Source organism: Paenibacillus sp. FSL P2-0322 (genome assembly GCF_037975315.1).
In the GTDB taxonomy this organism is placed as follows: Bacteria; Bacillota; Bacilli; order Paenibacillales; family Paenibacillaceae; genus Paenibacillus; species Paenibacillus polymyxa_B.
In genome coordinates, this window is the sequence record NZ_CP150243.1 from 2174759 (window position 1) to 2194138 (window position 19380).

Here is a 19380-nt window from a genome sequence, read left to right on the forward strand (position 1 = left end):
ACACTGAGACTTTGCGGGAGTTCAAGCCTATCTCAATTTTTTAATGAGGACAGAAGCGTTTATACTGGCTTGAGTTCCTCCGGCTTGTGTTTGCAGGGTAACAGCAGTAGTAGAGCTATGGTTTCGCAGAGTAAGGACGTCACCGCATGCCAGAGCGAGGATAGCTTGCCCTGTGTTCTGTTGTGTCCCGGCTCCTGAGCCGTATACAGTTCCCACAGCCAGTGCGCCATTAATAAAGATGGCGAATTGGTTAGGTTCCACACCGGACACCGAAAAGTGAACTTCATATTTTCCAGCATCGGATACAGCAATCTGTGTAGTTCCTGGAACATGAGCAATTCCAGGTGTAAGTATACCGTTCGTATCCAAAATGACATCCCCTTCAATCGGAACAACTTGGGGCTTCACATTATAAATATAACCGAACTGCGCTAAATCACCTATGGTTCCAGGATCCCCTTCAGGCCCTAAAGCGCTATGATTAATATTCACACTTACAAGTTGCTTTTTGACGATGATATCTTTTCCAACCCCTTTCCGTTTCGAGCGGACTTTTCTCTTTGGGGGCTTCTCCTCAAACTTTTTTTCTAACTTATCAAACCAGGCACGGACAAAAACATTTTTTTTACGGCCTTTTTTTCGTTTTAATTCAGGATGACCCAATACAAACACCTCCATATGGTTTGTTGTATACTACTCCATTCATCTAGAGGAGGCATGGATATCTGTCCTGTGATTCATAGGAAACGATCTATTTTGACTAAAAACGGGCTGCTGTACAAGGTGCATTCGTCTAGTATGTAAAAAAGCACCTTTGAATGTGCACTTGGATGACAACCAAGGAACAGACAAAGGCGCCAGTAGAGACGAGTCTCATGATGAAGCGGTTTGAAGCCGTTTTTTGCGCACATATAGGGCGTACAAGATGCCCCCAAGCAGGCACAGGATACAGGCGAAGCCTGCCAGCAACCACGCTGATGAGACTGCTCCACCACGATCCATGCTATTTCCGAGCCATAAAGGCAGCAGAGCTCCCCCAACTCCACCTGCGCCGATAAGCAGGCTAGTGGTAGATTCTTCGGTGCCTGGCATCATTTTGCTGGCAAAAACAAGTGCGATGGAGAAGATGCCGGACATGCCCAGCCCCAGCAGTACAATAAGGATAAAGGCGCCTTCAGTCCCTTTGATCAGCGGGAACACGCACAGCAGCACGGTCGCTGCCAGCGAGCTCAGGGCGACAAAGACACCGTAGCCGTATCGATCGGCAATGTAGCCTGTGAATAACCGGCCGGTAGCCATTGCTAACCAGAAGCAGGTGACACTAAGTGCTGCTTCGGCTTGTGTGAGACCCAGCCGTTCGATGAACATGGAGGGCAGGAAATTAGCCAGGCTCATCTCTGTCCCTACATAGATAAAGAAAAAGACGATAAATAGTGCAAGTAGCTTCCAATTGCCTATAGGGCTATCCTTAGAAGCCTCCACCGTGGGGGATTTGGGTGAGTTAGTGGAACGCGTATGGTTGTCACCTTGGTGTTCCTGTTGGTCTAATACAGCGTCCAGCGTGCCGAAGGACCCGCGCAGCCAAGCTATGACAGTGACGGCTGCAAACATAGAAATGATGGGGAAGGCCAATCGCCACCAACCGAGTGCAATGAGCTGGCTGGCGATAGCGGGCATAGCCAAAGCGCCAATCCCAAAAAAGACTTCCAGACGGCTCATAGCCGCACCCGTTCCTTGAGTAATACCGCTGATAATAATAGTGCCAATGAGTGTTTCTATCATACCAAAGCCAAACCCGGCTGCTGCCCCGACGGCATATAGCCAACCCCAAGGCGGCAGCAATGAGTACAGCACTTCCGCCGCGCATAGCAGGAGCAGGGCGAATACCAGACTTCGGCGTTTGCCGAAACTCCGGGCAAGCCACGGCGACAGCAGGACTCCAGCCAGAAAACCGGAAAATTGAGCGAAGATTAGACTTCCGCCATCCGTATAGTTTCTACCGTAATGCTCTAACAACACAGGCAGTAGGGAGCCTACAACCACGTGTGCCAGGCCGATTAAAAAATAAGATAAGCTGCCGATCCATAGCAGTCGTTTCATGATGAACTCCTTTGATACCTAGATTTGACTCATGCGGCAAGCTAAACTGCATGAGTCAAATCTGAGTGATTATGATAGCTCCAGTACTTGAAAGCCGTAGCCTTCAATAGAAATTTCTCCTTCCAGGTATTTACCGCTGATCAGCTCATTCCCTTTCTGATCATCCAGATGATATTGCTGCGTCTGGGCGTTATGATTCAGAACGAATAGATATGATTTTCCATCTTTGGTCCGTACAGTGGCTTCTACACCCGCAGGAGCGCGCAGCAGGGATGGAATCCCTTTTTGCTCACAAATGTAGCCCAGCAGGCCATCAAGGAAAGCTTCTTCAGGGTCTGAAGCAACGTACCATGCCTCACCTTGACCGAAACGATTGCGTGTCAGCACTGGCATGCCCTGATAGAAATCATCGCCGTATTCTGCCAGCACCTCGGCGCCTTCGCTATGCAACAAGTCGCAGAGCAGACCGCATTTATATTCACCTTGTAATACGCCCACCTTTTCTTTCAATACAATGCGATTGTGTGATTCCGGCAGAAGGGCGTCAATTTCTTCCACCCAGATCCCGAGCAAGTTACGTAGTTTACCAGGATATCCTCCGGTTGTGACCAGATCGTTTTCATTTACAATGCCACTGAAAAAGGTCGTTACGAAGGTGCCGCCATGCTCTGTGAACTGTTCCAGCTTCTCGGCGGTACCCGGCTTGACCATGTATAGTACAGGCGCGATAATGAGATCATATTTCTGGAAATCTGCATCAACAGAAACCAGGTCTACCTGTACACTCCGCCGGAAGAGGGGAGTATAATACTTGTGTACCTGATCCATATATTTCAAGGCAACAGAAGGGCCACTTGATTTTTCCAAAGCCCACCAATTATCCCAATCGAATAAAATGGCTACTTTGGCATTAACGGTCGCGTCAAGTAGCCTGTTGCCTAATGCGCCAAGCTCACTGCCAAGCTGTGCCACCTCGCGAAATACACGTGTGTTCTCATGCCCGGCATGCTCAATGACGGCCCCGTGGAATTTCTCACAAGCGCCGATCGAGCGGCGAAGCTGGAAGAACATGACCGTGTCCGCGCCATGCGCGACTGCCTGATAGCTCCATAACCGCATAACGCCGGGCCGTTTAAGCGAATTATACGCCTGCCAGTTCTGCTGGCTCGGTGTTTGCTCCATCAGCATAAAGGGTTGCCCATCCTTCAATCCGCGCATCAGATCGTGCGCCATCGCCGTATAGCTTATCGGAGTATTGGCCCCGGGATAGCTGTCCCAAGATACAATATCCATGTACTTAGCCCATTTAAAATAGTCCAGTTGCTTAAAAAAACCCATCAGATTGGTCGTTACCACGGCATCGGGAACATGTTTTTTAATCGCGTTATATTCCAATAGGTAGCAATCCAGCATACTGTCTGAATTGAAGCGCGCATAATCGAGGGATATGCCCTGAAAGCAGGAGTGATTTTCTCCCCAATGCTCGCTCAGATTATTTGGCGGTACAATTTCATCCCAATCATAGAAGGTGTGACCCCAGAAGGAAGTATTCCACACCCGGTTTAGCTCTTCCAGTGATCCGTATTTTTGCTTGAGCCACACCCGGAATGCGGCCGCGCAGTTATCACAATAGCAATCCCCGCCGTACTCATTGGACACGTGCCACACGAGGATCGCGGGATGGTTTTTGTATCGTTCTGCAATTCGATCAGCCATCTGCTCCGCGTATTTTCGATACGTTGGACTGTTCGGACAGGAGTTGTGGCGGCCACCGAATTTCCGCTTCCGTCCGTCAGCGTCTACCCGGAGAACGTCGGGGTAGCGGGTAGCCATCCAAGCAGGGTGCGCTGCCGTGCTAGTAGCTAGACAAACGAAGATATCGCTTTCATAAAGACTGTCAATCAATTGATCCAGCCATTCAAAATGATATGTGATTTCGTCGGACTGAATTTTGGCCCATGAGAATACGTTGACCGTGGCGATATCAATCCCTGCTTGCCTGAACATCCGTAAATCTTCCTGATGCGTGGCCTCATCCCATTGCTCAGGATTATAATCTCCACCGTAAAATACTTTAGGAAGTTTGCTGCTTATCATGCCAATCACCTCTGTATATAAGAATAATTCTATCTTATAATACAAATAACTGCTTTTAAATATAATAAAATGAACGTGTATATAACAATATGGATCTACATGAAGAATATATACCCGCATACGCCGGAGGTGCTTTTTATGATTTTAACTCCCCATCATTTAAGATTTTTCCTGACTACGCGTGAGCACTCTTTACCCCTTTTTATTGAAAGTATCGGATTTAACAGCAGGCAGGAGGATGTGTCCCGTCCAGAGGGTTATCCGTGCTTTCACTGGATTCAGACGGTGTCTGGTGAAGGGATGTTTACATTTAAAGGGGGGACCTTCCGTCTGGGAGAGCAGTCCGGGGTTCTGCTGCTGCCCGGGGAATCCCATGCATACAGACGGGCGACCAAGGTTTGGCGAACGTTATACATTACATTTGACGGCCCCATCGCCGCTGCTGTATTGACTGCACTGGGATTGAAGCATACGCGTGGGTATCATTGGGACCCGGATAGCGAGCTGCACAGCTTTGGGGAAACTATGCTCCATTCCATGGTTAGTGAACGTGATTTGTCTGGATTAGATGCTTCGGCCAATATGTATCGTTTTCTGACTCTACTGCGTAAACATGGACAACATAGCTCGATGCCTTCCCTATCCCATAATGTGGAACGTTTAACCCCTGTACTGGCCTTTATGGAGCAAAATTATGCCAGTCCAGATGTGGGCCTAGGTGATATGGCAGTTATGATGAATGTCAGCTCCCGTCATTTAAATACATTATTTAAGCAAGCGTTTGGTGTGACTTCTTATGCTTATCTGATTGTAATTCGGCTGCGGAAGGCCAAGGAAATGATGACGGAATATCCGCAATTAACAGTAAAGGAGATTTCGGAGCGAGTAGGATTCCGAGATGCCAGTCATTTTGTGGCAACTTTCCGCCGAGCTGAAGGAATTACCCCGGAAAGGTTCAAATTACTGTATACATAAGGGTATTTTATCGAAATACTCTTTCTTACTCGGGAATGCTCTTTTTAGGGAGCATTCCTTATTGTTTTTTTCAGGATGAGGGAGTATAAAATAATAGTTCATTTGTTTCATCAAACTGATGTGCAGGTGACATAATAAACATAAGATCCATAGTTCTTTTGCAAAACCCTCATCCAAAGAAGGAGTCAACGAAATGCTGAGTAAAGTCAAAAGATTATTAATCGGTCGTCCGCGAAAGTCGACGGCCCTTGAAGATGAGAAACTGAATAAGCTCAAGGCACTGGCCATTCTGTCCTCAGATGCCTTGTCCTCTGTAGCTTACGGAACGGAGCAAATTCTGCTGGTTTTAATTACAGCTGGCTTCGCTGCCCTATGGTATTCCATTCCTATATCCATTGCGGTATTGGGTTTGCTGATCATTCTGATCCTGTCCTATAGACAGACCATATTTTCCTATCCTGGTGGTGGCGGAGCGTACATTGTTGCACAGGACAATTTGGGAAAGAGTCCGAGTCTGATTGCAGGTGGTTCTTTGCTGGTCGATTATATTCTGACGGTAGCAGTTAGCTCATCAGCAGGTACAGATGCCATTACATCTGCGTTCCCGTCGTTACATGATCATCGGATCGCCATTGCTCTGATTATGATTATCTTTTTGACTATTATGAACTTGCGCGGGGTGACAGAATCTGCCTCGGTGCTGGCTGTACCGATTTACTTATTTGTTGTTGCTATTTTTGTTTTGATTATTAGCGGTATCATTCATTACGTGGCAGGGGGAGCTCATGCTGCAGCACCGCAATTTGGAGCTACGGTATCCAACGTCAGCCTGTTCCTGCTACTGAAGGCGTTCAGCTCGGGTTGCTCGGCGTTAACTGGGGTAGAGGCTGTCTCGAATGCCATTCCGAACTTCCGCAAGCCAGCTGCCAAAAATGCAGCAACTACACTAATGATGATGGGTTTGATTCTCGGGTGTATGTTTATCGGAATTAGTTTGCTGGCTTATTGGTACGGTGTTCGTCCTAATCCGCATGAAACGGTCATTTCGCAAATTGCGAACGCCACTTTCGGGCGCGGTGTGATGTATTACATCATTCAGGGCGTAACGGCGCTCATCTTGTTTTTGGCGGCGAATACAGCCTATTCGGCCTTTCCATTGCTTGCTTTTATGCTCGCGAAGGACAAATACATGCCACACATGTTCATGGTTCGTGGAGATCGGCTTGGATACTCTAATGGTATCCTGTTTCTGAGTATCTTCTCGGCATTGCTGGTTATCGTATTTGGCGGCAACACAGAAAATCTGATCCCGCTTTATGCCGTAGGGGTATTTATTCCGTTCACGCTCTCGCAACTTGGCATGATGATTCGCTGGATCAAGCTCAAACCGCCAGGCTGGATCGTCAAACTTGCTATTAATACGGTTGGGATGCTGACCACGCTGTCGATTACTCTCATCTTTATTTTCACCAAATTTAGCCAGGTGTGGGTAATCTTTATCTTTCTGCCTTTGGTTCTGTATTTCTTTATGAAGATCAACAGGCATTACAAAAATACGGCTGAACAACTGCGCATTGATATTACCAAGGATAAACCTATGGTGAAAGGCAATACGATTATTATTCCGGTGGCAGGTATTACGCGAGTCGTTATGAATACGATCAGCTATGCCAAAACCTTGTCGGATAATGTGGTTGCCGTATATGTGGGTGTGGATGATGAGGCGATTCAAAAAATGGAACAGAAGTGGGAAGAGTGGGACGTGGGCATACGTTTAGTAGTGCTGAGATCCCGTTATCGCAGCATCATTAATCCGCTCCGCAAGTTCATCGATACAGTAGAGTGGAAAAAAGCAGACGAGGACCATATCACTGTTCTCATTCCACAATTCATCACCAAGCACTGGTGGGAAAATATTCTACACAATCAGACCAGCTTACTGATGAGAGCTTATTTGATTAATTACAAAGACGTGATCGTAACGACCGTCCCTTTTCATTTAAACAAATGAGGATTTTGCAAAAATCCCATAAGCGACTTCCGATGAACAGGATATAGATCGAAATGCTTTAGTTCGTCTATATCTTGCACTTCGGAGCGACTGGAATCGAATTTTGCAAAATCCTGAAATAAAGTCACTTGCCAATTAGCCCAACTCATTTGTGTGAGCTGACTATAGCAAGGACAAAATGAACATCTTTTGGCCGCATTTCTTTGCGGTCGGAGGGTGTTTTTTTTGCATAACGGAGATATTTACTTTGGTGATACATTTTGTGTATTATAGATACGAAATGTATCATTCGAGACTGTTATGGAGGGATACGATGCCCGAAGCCAAGGGGAAAATGGAAGATGACAAGCTGCAATTTGTAGATACGCTGAGGGCGCTGGCTATTATTGGAGTTTTACTTGTGCATGTCAGCCAGCATGTAGACGGATTAAACGGATGGTTGCAAAAAGGCTTGAGTATAGGAGCTAAAGGTGTCGCTTTATTTTATATGGCCAGCGCTTTTACGCTATTTTTATCCTTGAGCAGACGTTCGGGTGACAAGAGGGAAAGAATTTCAGCTTACCTGTTGCGTCGTTTTTTTCGGATTGCTCCTTTGTATTACGTGATGTTAGGAATCTATTTAGTTGTGAACGGGACAGGTCCACGATTTTGGCTTGGAGATCAGGAGGGAGTCACTGCCGCCAATATCGCAGCTCATGTCCTGTTTTTGAATGGTCTGAATCCGTACTGGATCAACAGCATTATTGGTGTGGAATGGTCCATTGCGGTGGAATGTATGTTTTATCTGTTTATCCCCCTATTATTTAAGCTGATCCGATCAGTCCGCCATGCGACCTGGTTTGTTGTGATGGCACTTGTGGTAAGCTTTGGGCTAAATACGGTATTTGCTCAATATCCATGGATTAATGATCACTCTTTATGGGGGCACTATCTGTATTTATGGTTTCCGAATCAATTGCCTGTCTTTGGACTAGGTATATTGTTGTTTTTCATTTGGAAAGACGAGCGGCATTGGAAAAGTATAGACCGGGTCAGTGGAGGTTTGCTGCTGGTTTCTGTGCTATTTGCATTTTTTGGAGGTATGACCGATTATCTCATAGGTATCGGGTTGCTGCTGGGAGCGTATGCTTTGTATCACAGGCACCCGATCTGGCTGCTTAATCGGGGGTGGTCATGGATCGGCCGTCTTAGCTACAGCATGTATTTGACGCATATGCTGGTTCTGGGACTAATCGTACAGGTTAAACTACCTTTTGCTCCCCTAGTCAGCCTCACACTTATGTTTATCATGACGTTGCTATTCACCATCGGACTATCCTGGTTTACCTACTCGTGGATTGAACAGCCCGGCATCCGTTGGGGGAAAAAGCTTATCTCACGTATGAAGCCTGTGCACAAGCAGGGAGATTCGGTCAAAGAAAGTGTTGCCTAAGCTGCAACTTGAAACAGCATCCGATAACATTTGGTTGAAGTGCTTGAATAAATCTATGAAATAATTGAAAAGACCTCTTGAAAAGTAGCTCCCAGCCCTTTATATTCGATGTACATCCAAGTTTTTGAATACACCGATGAGGTTTGTTGTAATTGTAAAGGAGATGCACGCATGCTTTTGAAGCCAATCGGCTTTTTGCTTTTCTCCACGCTTGAGGGAGTAGCTGTTTTTGCGCTGATTTTGAGTATTTTTAAAGTTAAAATGATCCCTTATCTATGGCAGGCCATTTTTGTTAACCTGATTATGAATTTGCAAAGTTATATGCTCCGAGAGGAGTTTTCCTTTTCGTATTTGGTGCCTGTCGTAAATATGCTGCTTTTTATTTTTTTACTTGCTACGGTCGTGAAGATTCCGATTGTGTGGTCCGGTATTATGACAGTTACAGGTTATTTTGCATATGCCGTTGTTCAGTCTGTATTCCTAAAAGTCATGTTCGGCAACCTTCCGGTTTCTGAGCTGCAGGATGGGTCCTTGAAGGGCTATCTGCTACAAGTGGTAAGCGCGGCAGTAGGACTGCTTATTTCATTGATGCTGTATCGAAAAGGGATCGGCTTTTCCCCTAATTTCAAGAAGCTAAAGTTCAAAGAGGAATATGGAATTGTCATCACGCTGATTATCCTGTCGCTCATTTCAACTTCTATTGTGCTCTACTATAACGAGGTATGGTTAAATATGATATTTTTTGCACTGGTTTCGGGATTTTTCATCTATTATGCAATCGGAAAGGAATACCGGGATGATTGAAGCGATGGCTTTCAAACTTGCTAACCAGATCAAACGTACTGTGCCTGATCATCCGGCCTCTGTCGCGGTACTTAAATACGCACTTGCTCTCATTCTGAATGCGTCCATGATCATCGTGTTAACACTATTCGCCTCAATCTTCACGGGGCGGATGGTAGAGGCTGTAATGATTCTCGTCGCTTTCGCCCTGCTGCGCCAAATATCAGGAGGCATTCATTTGAAAACGGGCATGGCATGTGTGTTGGTGACCTCAGCAGCTTTTACTTACATATCCTGCATTGCCTTAAATAGTTGGTGGACAAACCTGTTTACCGGAATAGCTCTCATTCTCGTTTTATGTTTTGCCCCGTCCAGAATTGAAAAGCAGTCACGCATTCCAGTACAATTTTATCCCCTCTTGCGACTGTTATCCTCCTTGCTTGTATGTACTAATTTTGTAATCGGTTCCTCTGTAGTGGCTATTGCTTTTTTGGTCCAGAGCCTAACATTGATCCGGGGAAGGAGGTGAGTGGAATGATGAGGAAAATGGTATATGGATTAGCTACATCGTTGTCTATGTTTGCAACATTTGCTGTATCAGTGGCGAGTTACGTGTATGTTTATCAAGGGGATACACCCGAGGAACTGCTGAAATAAACAAAATACCGAAATAGAAAAATGATACATAGAGCTGCTATTAAGCAGCTTCTTTTTATGCAAAAAAATCAGGCGCTCCATTAAAGAGCGCCCGAATGGGAGAGGAGAAACCGGACGAAGAGCTTATGGGGAAACGTAAGTCTTCTCCGCGGTTGTCTACGACATTGGTTGAATGCCGATATCCTAAGGATGCCCAGGGAATGGTTTTTTATACCTGCCTCATCCTAAGTTTTTCAAACGGCGGTGCATGTGGTACGATAGCGTCATAATCTTATATGGTTATGAACACATATAGAAAATAGGTGAGTTTCAGCGTGAGAGTGGTATCGGGTAGTGCCAAAGGAAGGCCGTTAAAGGCAGTTCCCGGCACAGGGACGCGGCCGACCACGGATAAGGTCAAGGAAGCGCTATTTAGCATGATAGGTCCTTATTTTGATGGGGGAGTCGCACTTGATTTGTTTGCTGGCAGTGGTGGCCTGGGTATAGAGGCGCTTAGCCGGGGAATGGACAAGGCTGTTTTTATTGATATGGAATCCAAAAGCATTGATGTCATTAAAGAAAATTTGCGAAAAACTGGATTGGAAGGACAGGCTGAAGTGTTCCGCAATGATGCCGGACGAGCGCTCAAGGTGCTGGCAAAACGTGGAGCTCTTTTTGATGCTGTTTTTCTGGACCCACCCTATCGTCTCAAACACGGAGATGAATTAATGAGCCGTATGGCTGAGTTGAACTTGCTTCGTTCAGATGCAATCATCGTGCTGGAGTATGAATCGGGACATGAATATCCGGAAAGCTTCGGGCCGTTCGAACAGGTCAGAAAAGCAGTTTATGGTGAAACGGCGTTATCTATTTATCATTTTGCAGCCGATGTTTTGTCGGATGTCGTAGAACATACAGAAGCCGGAGGGGTCAAATTCGGCATCAGCGAATCAGACGGGGAGGACCATCATGATTGAGCACAAACCACGTATTGCTGTATATCCGGGAACTTTTGATCCCGTGACGATGGGGCATCAGGATATTATTCAAAGAGCAGCCAGACAGTTTGATCTATTGATTGTCGCGGTTCTTAACAATATTAGTAAAAATCCGCTGTTTTCACTTGAGGAACGAATGGAGTTACTGCGAACGGTAACTCGCGATATCCCGAACGTTGAAGTGGACAGCTTCCGTGATCTGACAGCTAATTATGTACGTCAAAAAGGGGCCCAGGTTATTGTCAGAGGAATTCGGTCGGTGACTGATTTTGAATATGAGCTACAATTAGCCTCTACAAATCATAAGCTGAACCCGGATGCGGAAACGATCTTTATGATGACCAATCCAGCTTATTCATATCTGAGTTCCAGTATGGTGAAGGAAATTGCGCATTTTGATGGCAAGGTTGTAGATCTGGTGGCACCGGAGGTGGAAGACGCACTGCGTGCGAAGGTCAACGCGAATCGTGGCGGCTCCACCATGAAGTCATAAAGGAAAAGGCCAGCAGGGTAACTATAATTGTACCTAGCAGTGCAATGGACAGTACGGTTAGTTGCCAGGGGTACATAGATGTTCCTTCAATTTGTGTTAATAAGCCGCTGGCTCCGGCCATGACAGGATGCGTGGCGGATTCATTTACGCTTTCCGCAAAAGAAGACACAGAACTGCGACTGACGTAAGCGGGAGTTGTATTGCTGAAGATGCGGCTAAGCGGGACCCATGTCGCCAAGGTAAGTCCAAAAGCAATGATCCCATGGAGTACTCGTGACAGGGTGAAGGTGATGCCCTTGTCGGAAGGCCTGGTGACGGCGGTAATTTGAAGCCAGCCGCACAGGCCACCCCAGCCCAACACAGCACTGATCAGGGCTGCTTGTGTACGGAGATCAAAGGGCAGACGGCTGATTTCATAGGAACCCAGATGGATTTCCATCCAGGCAGGCCATATGAAAGAAAGCGATCCTTGGCCTGTATATATGGACAGCAGTCGAATCAGTACGGAAAAGAAAATAATGAATCCACCTGTCACCATCAGCGTCTGTACAGCATGGGATACGGTTTCGCCCAACAGTTTTCCGAAACTGCGGCCGTCCCGTTCTCTGGCAGAGCGGGTAGCTTCCCATGCGGATCGGATCAGGGAGGGAGAAGTACGGGAAACTGAGGTGCGCCGGAGGGCAGCTGGCGTTTCCCGTTTTTGCAATTCTTTGGACGGTACAGGTAGTCTGGCTGTGATCCAGCCTGCCAGCAGCCCGGAAATCCAGTGAACGGCAAGTAACATCACACCTGCGGCAGCATTGTGCAGTAGCCCTGTCCCGATGACGAGCAGGATGGTAATCGGATTGCAGAAATGAGCGATAGCGGTTAGACGTCGAAGCTGAAACGCGGTCATATCCTCCTGTTGTGCCCATTGGCGCACTGCTTCCGCAGCAGCCGGGAATCCTGCGGTCAGGCCGAGGGCCAATACCCAGCCGCTTCGCCCGGGTAGACGGAACCAGAATCGCATAAACGGCTCCAGCAGGACACCTAGTCCATGTACTAGACCAAAGGCGATGAGCATTTCGGACAGCATCAAAAAAGGCAACATGGCCGGGAAAATAATACTCCACCATAGCTTAAGGCCTTGAGTAGAGGCTTGAAATACTTTTTCTGGTGAGGCGACAACAGCCAGTACAAGTAAAATGGCTCCAAGGCCAAGCAGTACGGTTGTCCAATAAGGAGCGGAATGGGCTTCCTTTTGCATCAAAGAATTCACCTCTCATAAATATACTAAGGAGAGTCGGATGCTGTCTCCAGCGTTTATTCACGTTCGTTGTCTTGGGATAGGTTGTTCGTATACGTTGTCGTAAACAATGTATGCTTTTTCGGAAGGCTTGAGAACAGGTGGCGTAGAGGCACTTGGGTAAGATAGGAGAAGTTAGGCTGCAAGGGGGAGAAGCAATGAAACGAATAAACCGGAAAAGAGCTTTTTTTACAACCGGTTATGTCTTAATGCTGGCTGCAATGGTCTATGTGCTGGTCTATATGCCAACCCCTTATCTGATCTATGGACCAGGTGGGGCAAACGAGATCAAACCGATGGTTAGAGTCCAGGAGGGTGACAGCATCGAACGGGGGAATTTTATGATGACGACGGTATCGGCGCGTTATGCCAATGTTATCATGTTGGGCCTGTCCAAGTTGGACCGCAATTCGGAGATTCAACGCAAAGAGGATCGTCTGCATGGAAGAAGTGAAGACGAATATGCGGCAGAGCAGGTATGGTATATGGGGGATTCCCAATCTTCCGCAATGGAGGCTGCATACACCCGTGCCCATGTCCCCTATCGGATTGTGCCAGATTACGTGTATGTATTTAAGGTCCCGGGCTCGAACAGCGTGTTCAAGCCTGGAGATGAAATATTGGAGCTGAACGGAGTGAGGGTGACCGATAATCGTTCCATTCGGAAGGCTTTGGAGGACGAAAAACCGGGAACAATGGCTAAAGTGAAGCTAAAGCGTGATGGAAAGTTGCTGACCGTGCAAGCTCCCTTAACGACCATCAAGGACAGTGAGACGGGCAAGCAACGTTCTGGATTTGGCGTCAGTATTGCCACGGTACAGAAGGTACAGCCGAAGGATGGACGTAAAACGATTCATTTTACATCTACGGATGTTGGCGGTCCTTCGGCAGGTTTGATGTTTACCATGGAAATTTATAACCAACTGACACCAGGTGATCTGAGTAAGGGATATCGTGCAGCCGGTACGGGTACTATTGATAAGGACGGTCAGGTTGGAGCGATTGGTGGTGCAAAGTATAAAATAGTTGCTGCTGACCGTCAGGATGCGGATTTGTTTTTCGTCCCTGCAGATAATTATAAAGAGGCGAAGGCCAAAGCTGAGCAAATTGGAACCCGGATGAAGCTTGTTCCGGTTCGCAAGCTTGGCGATGCGCTGAATTATATGGAAAAGCTGCCCATCAAACCATAATGGGCGGTCGCAAGTAATCAGCATACATGTCGCGGATGGCGGGACGTGGCATCCCGGCTGCGTGTATGGTGGCTGCGGCTGTATCCCAGTCCAGCTGAGGATGTGATCCGGCAGACAGCTTGACCCATACCGGAAGGGTGGCTGTCTGCTTCATGCGTGCCAGCAGCTCGCGTCCAGCCCTGTTAAAGCCGAGCACGCGGATATAGCCCGGACCATTCGCCAGCTCAGCCGGAGTCATATCGGTTTTGGCATGATTCAGCAAAATATGTGTACACATCCGCTGAAGCTTCGTACGAGTATAGCGCCTTGTCTTGATAGCGGCGAGCAGGGCCTCCACAGAAGGCTGGGGGAGCGTGTACAGCGATTGCCGCAGACGATGCTCCAGCCCTTCGGTGACCTCGTGCAGCTCCGCCAGCTGCTGCGGGCTACGTGTGATCAGAGCGTTCAGCAGCGGCTGGCTGAACGCTTCCCAATGCAGCGGCGCGCGTTCGGCTTGCCACTCGCGCCGCAAAATCTCCAGTGTCGCCGCAGGTATGTACGGCGACGCGGCCTCAGGCCCGCCGTTCAGCAGCAGACGGCGGATGGCCGTGGCGCTGGCGATGACTCCGTCCGTAGGGGCCGCGGCTTCATGGTAGCCCGATCCCGTGCGGGCTACCGTGAAGGGCTTGATTGTGCTGCCCAGCCTTTCCAGCGCAATCAAGTAATGTAGCCCCAACGTATTGTTGGGCTGCTGCATGAGGGCGGCGAGCGCAGCGCCGTCCTCTCCTTCGGCCGCCAGCGCGGCTGCGGCTCCCGCGTAGGCAGCGGGATAGCTCGCGCCGCTGCTTAGGCGCTGCGCGATGCCGGCCTTGAGCTCGGCCGACTCTGCCGCCAGCACGCGGGCCAGCGCGCGCAGCGGGGCGATGTCTCCGCTCTCGCTACCGAAGCAGAGCGCATCGACGATGCCCATCGCATGGAGCAGGGCGACCGCTCCGCGGGCAAACCATTCTGCAGGCTGGACGGCATAGGCCACAGGCAACTCCAGAACCAGGTCCACACCCATGGCGAGTGCCATTTCGGTGCGGGACCATTTGTCTGTAATCGCGGGTTCACCCCGCTGAAGGAAAGGGCCACTCATCACAGCCACTGTGCGCTGTGCACCAGTGATGCGAAGAGACTCCTCCCAGTGATGGACATGTCCGTTATGCAGGGGGTTGTACTCTACAACCATACCGAGTGTTTTCAAGACCGTATGTCAGCTCCTTTCTTAAAGTAACTTATTGGGTAACTATTTTGATAATAATGGTTAAGTACCCGTGAATGATTGTTTTCAGGGCAGCTATACTGTTTTTCATCGTCGGCATGAACAAGACCATTGAGACCTGGACGAAAAAGCTTTATACTCGCATTATTGTACACGAAGAGTGGCGGGGGTACGAATACTCATCGGTACATGTTTAGCACAATGCATTTTTGCTTCTGCATAAAACTTGTCGAACCATTGGAAAACCGGTGGATTTGTGAGTGGTGTAAAGTGAAAGGTGTTGACAAACGACTCGATCAGTCGGTATAATAATTTTTGTTTGTTTGGAGTGATAGTGATGCAACTATTTTTTCGCAAAGTAGCAACAAGTGACGGTCCTTTTCCTATCCGTGAATCTCTTAATGTGAGTGAATTGGTGGATGATCGTGCTGATGTTACGGCCGTTTCCCCGCTGGAGACCGACTTGGTCGCCGTTAGTCTGGGTCAAGGCTTGATGAGCGTGGAAGGCACGTTGACCGCAGGTCTGGACATGCTGTGTTCACGCTGTTTAAGCCCGATGCACGAGGATTTAAAGATTGAATTCCGTGAACGGTTCAAGCAAACCTCTTCGAGTGTTGAAGAGGAGGATGAAGATGGCGATTTTATCGCAGTGACGGAGGACTCCTTCGACATTGCACCGTATTGTGAAGAACTGTTTGTACTGCATGTGCCGTTTGCGCCTTTGTGCAGTGAGGATTGTCAGGGAATCGCACCAAAGACCGGACAAAACTGGAGTATTGGCTCCGATGACAGTAACGATGGCGATACGGAAAAGATTGATCCGCGTCTGGCAGGGCTTAAGGATTTTTTTAAATGAGAATTGAGTTCAATTCTGAAAAATCATCATCCGCTTGTGCCGGAGAGTTACTGAACCGATGCGTGGATGTTGCAGGCTTGATTCACCGGCTGTAAGATAATTGCTTCTGGCATTTTCTTTCAGTCTTGAATGAGATAAGAAGTCATACCCGCTATGCGGGGGTGATCTGGTTAAGGAGGTGGGAATAATGGCAGTACCTCAACGGAGAACATCCAAAACTCGTCGCGACAAACGTCGTACTCACTTTAAACTGGCAGTACCAGGTATGGTGAAATGCTCCGAATGCGGCGAATTGAAACTTGCTCACCATGTGTGCAAAGTTTGCGGAACGTACAAAGCTAGAGAGATCATCTCTCAATAATGTCCGATAAGCGGATTCTTTGGAATCTTCGCAGGAAGAGTAGCGCTTCACTTCAGTGAGGCGCTACTTTTTTTTGTCTGCATGCTTCCTTTTTACGTCAGCATGCTATATACTGTTTTAGTACCAGGTTCTAAGAAAGAAGGGCCGAAGAGGTTCCTTTATACATACAAGAAGACAAATCGGCTTGAAGTTTCGCCGTTAGAAAGTGAAGTAAAGTAACCCGAACTGTCGTCTGAACGACAGTTTATTGTAGGGAAAGGAGGCGTCACTGACATCGAACGTTTGCCGAAGAGACAGAGACAGCAGCGGCTGACTCAATTAATTGATGATAATCCGTTCGTAACGGATCAGGAATTGACAAGACAGCTGAAGGTAAGTATTCAGACTATTCGGCTGGACCGGATGGAACTGGGAATCCCAGAATTGCGGGAACGGCTAAAGCTGATGGCTGAGCGCTCCTACGACCAGGTTCGTTCCTTGCCTTTGCATGAAGTGATCGGGGATATCGTTGATCTACAGTTGGATCGAAGCGGTATTTCGATTTTTGAGATTAAAGAGGAACATATTTTTTCGCGTACTGGCATTGCGCGGGGGCATTATGTATTTGCTCAGGCCAATTCATTGGCCGTTGCCGTGATTAATGATGAGATAGCATTGACTGCATCAGCGGATATACGCTTTGTCCGCCCGGTTCATTTAGGTGAGAAGTGCATTGCCAAGGCATATGTACGCTCAAATCCAGAACAAAAAGGGAAGGCTAAAGTGGAAGTCTTTGCCTACGTAGGAGAAGAAATGGTGTTCCAAGGCAACTTTGTCATTTATCGCTCCACGGAGGAAGAGTATAGCGAAGGAGGAAGTCAGCATGCGGATCGCCATTGATGCCATGGGGGGAGATAATGCTCCTGAGGCGACAGTAGAGGGCGCGCTATCTGCGGCAGCGGAATGGAAGGATACGGACATTACGCTGGTTGGTGACCTGGAACGAATTGAATCGGTTCTGAACGGTAGGGCGTTGCCGACGAACCTCAGCATTCGCCATGCATCCGAAATGATAGATGCGCAGGACGAGCCTGTAAAGGCAGTGCGCCGTAAAAAGGATGCCTCGATGGTCGTAGCTGGTCGAATGGTCAGAGAAGGCGAAGCGGATGCCATGATATCCGCAGGTAATACAGGCGCGCTAATGACCACAGGGTTGCTGGTGGTTGGAAGAATGGAGGGCATTGAACGTCCGGCTCTCGCGCCGATGATACCAACGATAGATGATCAGGGTATTCTAGCGCTGGACCTGGGAGCCAATATGGATGCCAAGCCTGAGCATCTTGCCCAGTATGCACTGATGGGGAGCTTGTATCGTCAGAAAGTTCACGGTGTGTCTTCTCCAAGGGTGGGTCTGCTGAATGTGGGGACCGAAGCTGGGAAGGGCAATGAACTGACGAAGTTGGCATATCCACTTATTGAGCAGTTACCTGTCAATTTTGTGGGTAATGTTGAATCGAGAGATGTGTTAACCGGGAATTGCGATGTACTGGTGTGCGATGGATTTGCTGGAAATATCATGCTAAAATCGCTAGAGGGTACAGCCGGAGCCATATTTTCTCTCTTAAAAGAGCAATTCACCAAATCCTTGAAGACCAAGCTTGCGGCAGCCTTGATTATGCCTGAGCTTCGCAGTCTGAAAGGTAAATTGGATTATAAAGAGCATGGCGGGGCTCCTTTGCTGGGTTTGAGTGGACTCGTCCTGAAAAGTCACGGTTCGTCTGACGGCGTTGCCGTCAAAAATGCGGTAAGGCAGGCTCGTACGGCCTTGCAAAACCGGTTGGTGGAAAGTATATCCAAGGAAATCAGCAGGAAGTGAGTGACGATATGAATAAATTACGGCCGGTTGGTGTTATCGGAACAGGGAAATACGTACCTGAGAAAATTCTGACCAATAAAGATTTGGAAGCAATCGTAGAAACAAGTGATGAATGGATTGTCAGCCGTACAGGGATTCAGGAGCGCCATATTGCGGCTCCAGAGCAGGCTACATCTGATTTAGCTTATGAAGCAGCAATTAAGGCGTTGGAGTCCGCGGGTATGACGGCACAGGATCTGGATTTAATTATTGTAGCTACGGTTACACCGGATATGGCGTTTCCGTCAACTGCCTGCATTCTTCAGGACAAATTGGGAGCCAAAGGCGCAGCAGCTTTCGATTTGTCTGCGGCATGCTCGGGTTTTGTATACGGACTGGCTACGGCAACGAGCTTCATTAAGACAGGTATCTATAATAATGCATTAATCATTGGGGCAGACTGTCTTTCTCGGATTACAGATTATACCGACCGCAATACCTGTGTTCTATTCGGAGATGGTGCAGGAGCTGTAGTGATTGGTGAAGTGCCTGAAGGTAGAGGATTCCAATCCTTTGATCTCGGGGCTGAGGGTGCCGGAGGCAGCTTACTCAAGTTGGAAGCAGGAGGCTCGCGTTTGCCTGCGAGTGCAGACACACTGGAAAATAAACAGCACTATATTTACATGAACGGACGCGAAGTGTTCAAGTTCGCGGTTCGTGTTATGGGAACGGCAACGGTCGATGTGTTGGAAAAAGCAGGGCTGTCCAAAGATGATATTGATCTGTTCGTTCCGCATCAAGCCAATGTTCGCATCATCCAATCGGCGATGCAACGTCTGGATTTACCAGAGGAAAAGGTAGTTGTTAATGTTCATAAATATGCGAATACATCGGCAGCATCAATCCCTCTCGCTCTTGTGGAAGCAGCTGAGGAAGGCCGCATGAAGGAAGGCGACCGTGTATTAATGGTGGGCTTTGGCGGTGGCTTGACCTGGGGAGCGTCGGTTCTTGTCTGGTAATAAAATGGAAGTTTTGATATAATATTGAATTTGTGTAGTGTTTTACAGGACAAGCATTGGATACAGA

Annotated in this window: 19 protein-coding genes; 14 read left to right on the forward strand and 5 right to left on the reverse strand. The window is 48.0% G+C overall.

Going from position 1 to position 19380, the window contains the following annotated elements; all coding sequences use genetic code 11:
* Positions 1-27: 27 nt before the first annotated feature.
* The 3 genes from MKY24_RS09700 to MKY24_RS09710 all read right to left on the reverse strand — a co-directional run bounded on the left by MKY24_RS09700 (position 28) and on the right by MKY24_RS09710 (position 4197).
* Entirely contained in the window at positions 28-663 is a 636-nt protein-coding gene (locus MKY24_RS09700; protein WP_023988147.1) for a hypothetical protein, read from the reverse strand.
* 210 nt (positions 664-873) lie between these two features.
* A complete protein-coding gene (locus tag MKY24_RS09705) occupies positions 874-2100 on the reverse strand; it encodes an MFS transporter (protein WP_053325222.1) in 1227 nt (408 codons plus the stop codon).
* 69 nt (positions 2101-2169) lie between these two features.
* Entirely contained in the window at positions 2170-4197 is a 2028-nt protein-coding gene (locus tag MKY24_RS09710) for a beta-galactosidase (RefSeq protein WP_338533480.1), read from the reverse strand.
* Between the two features lie 138 nt (positions 4198-4335).
* Here MKY24_RS09710 and MKY24_RS09715 point away from each other — a divergent pair, with 138 nt between their 5' ends.
* From MKY24_RS09715 to coaD, 8 genes are all read left to right on the forward strand, one after another.
* The gene (locus MKY24_RS09715; protein WP_023988150.1) at positions 4336-5172 is read left to right on the forward strand and encodes an AraC family transcriptional regulator; all 837 of its coding nucleotides are present in this window, start codon (positions 4336-4338) and stop codon (positions 5170-5172) included.
* 193 nt (positions 5173-5365) lie between these two features.
* Positions 5366-7183, forward strand: a complete 1818-nt coding sequence (locus tag MKY24_RS09720; protein WP_023988151.1) for an APC family permease — start codon at positions 5366-5368, stop codon at positions 7181-7183.
* Between the two features lie 313 nt (positions 7184-7496).
* Entirely contained in the window at positions 7497-8615 is a 1119-nt protein-coding gene (locus MKY24_RS09725; protein WP_338533481.1) for an acyltransferase, read from the forward strand.
* Positions 8616-8786: 171 nt separating this feature from the next.
* Entirely contained in the window at positions 8787-9419 is a 633-nt protein-coding gene (locus MKY24_RS09730) for a hypothetical protein (protein WP_338533482.1), read from the forward strand.
* On the forward strand, positions 9412-9927 hold the full coding sequence (locus MKY24_RS09735) for an accessory gene regulator B family protein (RefSeq protein WP_028542742.1): 516 nt from the start codon (positions 9412-9414) through the stop codon (positions 9925-9927). Before MKY24_RS09730 ends, MKY24_RS09735 begins: the two co-directional genes overlap by 8 nt.
* A 5-nt stretch (positions 9928-9932) precedes the next feature.
* On the forward strand, positions 9933-10055 hold the full coding sequence (locus MKY24_RS09740; RefSeq protein WP_023988155.1) for a cyclic lactone autoinducer peptide: 123 nt from the start codon (positions 9933-9935) through the stop codon (positions 10053-10055).
* A gap of 314 nt (positions 10056-10369) precedes the next feature.
* A complete protein-coding gene (rsmD, locus tag MKY24_RS09745; RefSeq protein ID WP_028542741.1) occupies positions 10370-11011 on the forward strand; it encodes a 16S rRNA (guanine(966)-N(2))-methyltransferase RsmD in 642 nt (213 codons plus the stop codon).
* Complete coding sequence (gene coaD / locus MKY24_RS09750; RefSeq protein ID WP_013309846.1) at positions 11004-11525, forward strand: pantetheine-phosphate adenylyltransferase; 522 nt, start codon at positions 11004-11006, stop codon at positions 11523-11525. Before rsmD ends, coaD begins: the two co-directional genes overlap by 8 nt.
* On the opposite strand, the gene MKY24_RS09755 is transcribed toward coaD, so the two are convergent.
* Complete coding sequence (locus tag MKY24_RS09755) at positions 11488-12771, reverse strand: nucleoside recognition protein (RefSeq protein WP_023988157.1); 1284 nt, start codon at positions 12769-12771, stop codon at positions 11488-11490. The genes coaD and MKY24_RS09755 overlap by 38 nt on opposite strands.
* Before the next feature lie 197 nt (positions 12772-12968).
* Between MKY24_RS09755 and MKY24_RS09760 the strand changes: the two genes are divergently transcribed.
* Positions 12969-14000 carry a S16 family serine protease gene (locus tag MKY24_RS09760; RefSeq protein WP_339201872.1) on the forward strand — a complete coding sequence of 344 codons (1032 nt, stop codon included), beginning with the start codon at positions 12969-12971 and terminating at the stop codon, positions 13998-14000.
* Here MKY24_RS09760 and MKY24_RS09765 read toward each other — a convergent pair.
* Positions 13990-15225 carry a nucleotidyltransferase gene (locus tag MKY24_RS09765; RefSeq protein WP_339201873.1) on the reverse strand — a complete coding sequence of 412 codons (1236 nt, stop codon included), beginning with the start codon at positions 15223-15225 and terminating at the stop codon, positions 13990-13992. The two genes, MKY24_RS09760 and MKY24_RS09765, sit on opposite strands and share 11 nt — an antisense overlap.
* Positions 15226-15580: 355 nt before the next feature.
* Here MKY24_RS09765 and MKY24_RS09770 point away from each other — a divergent pair, with 355 nt between their 5' ends.
* The 5 genes from MKY24_RS09770 to MKY24_RS09790 all read left to right on the forward strand — a co-directional run bounded on the left by MKY24_RS09770 (position 15581) and on the right by MKY24_RS09790 (position 19313).
* A complete protein-coding gene (locus MKY24_RS09770) occupies positions 15581-16099 on the forward strand; it encodes a DUF177 domain-containing protein (RefSeq protein WP_023988160.1) in 519 nt (172 codons plus the stop codon).
* 187 nt (positions 16100-16286) lie between these two features.
* Positions 16287-16460: a 50S ribosomal protein L32 gene (gene rpmF, locus MKY24_RS09775; protein ID WP_007429979.1), complete on the forward strand. Its 174-nt coding sequence runs from the start codon at positions 16287-16289 to the stop codon at positions 16458-16460.
* Positions 16461-16742: 282 nt separating this feature from the next.
* On the forward strand, positions 16743-17339 hold the full coding sequence (fapR, locus tag MKY24_RS09780; RefSeq protein WP_007429980.1) for a transcription factor FapR: 597 nt from the start codon (positions 16743-16745) through the stop codon (positions 17337-17339).
* The gene (gene plsX, locus MKY24_RS09785) at positions 17323-18315 is read left to right on the forward strand and encodes a phosphate acyltransferase PlsX (protein ID WP_023988161.1); all 993 of its coding nucleotides are present in this window, start codon (positions 17323-17325) and stop codon (positions 18313-18315) included. Before fapR ends, plsX begins: the two co-directional genes overlap by 17 nt.
* Positions 18316-18323: 8 nt before the next feature.
* Complete coding sequence (locus tag MKY24_RS09790) at positions 18324-19313, forward strand: beta-ketoacyl-ACP synthase III (RefSeq protein ID WP_023988162.1); 990 nt, start codon at positions 18324-18326, stop codon at positions 19311-19313.
* The last annotated feature ends 67 nt before the right edge of the window (positions 19314-19380 follow it).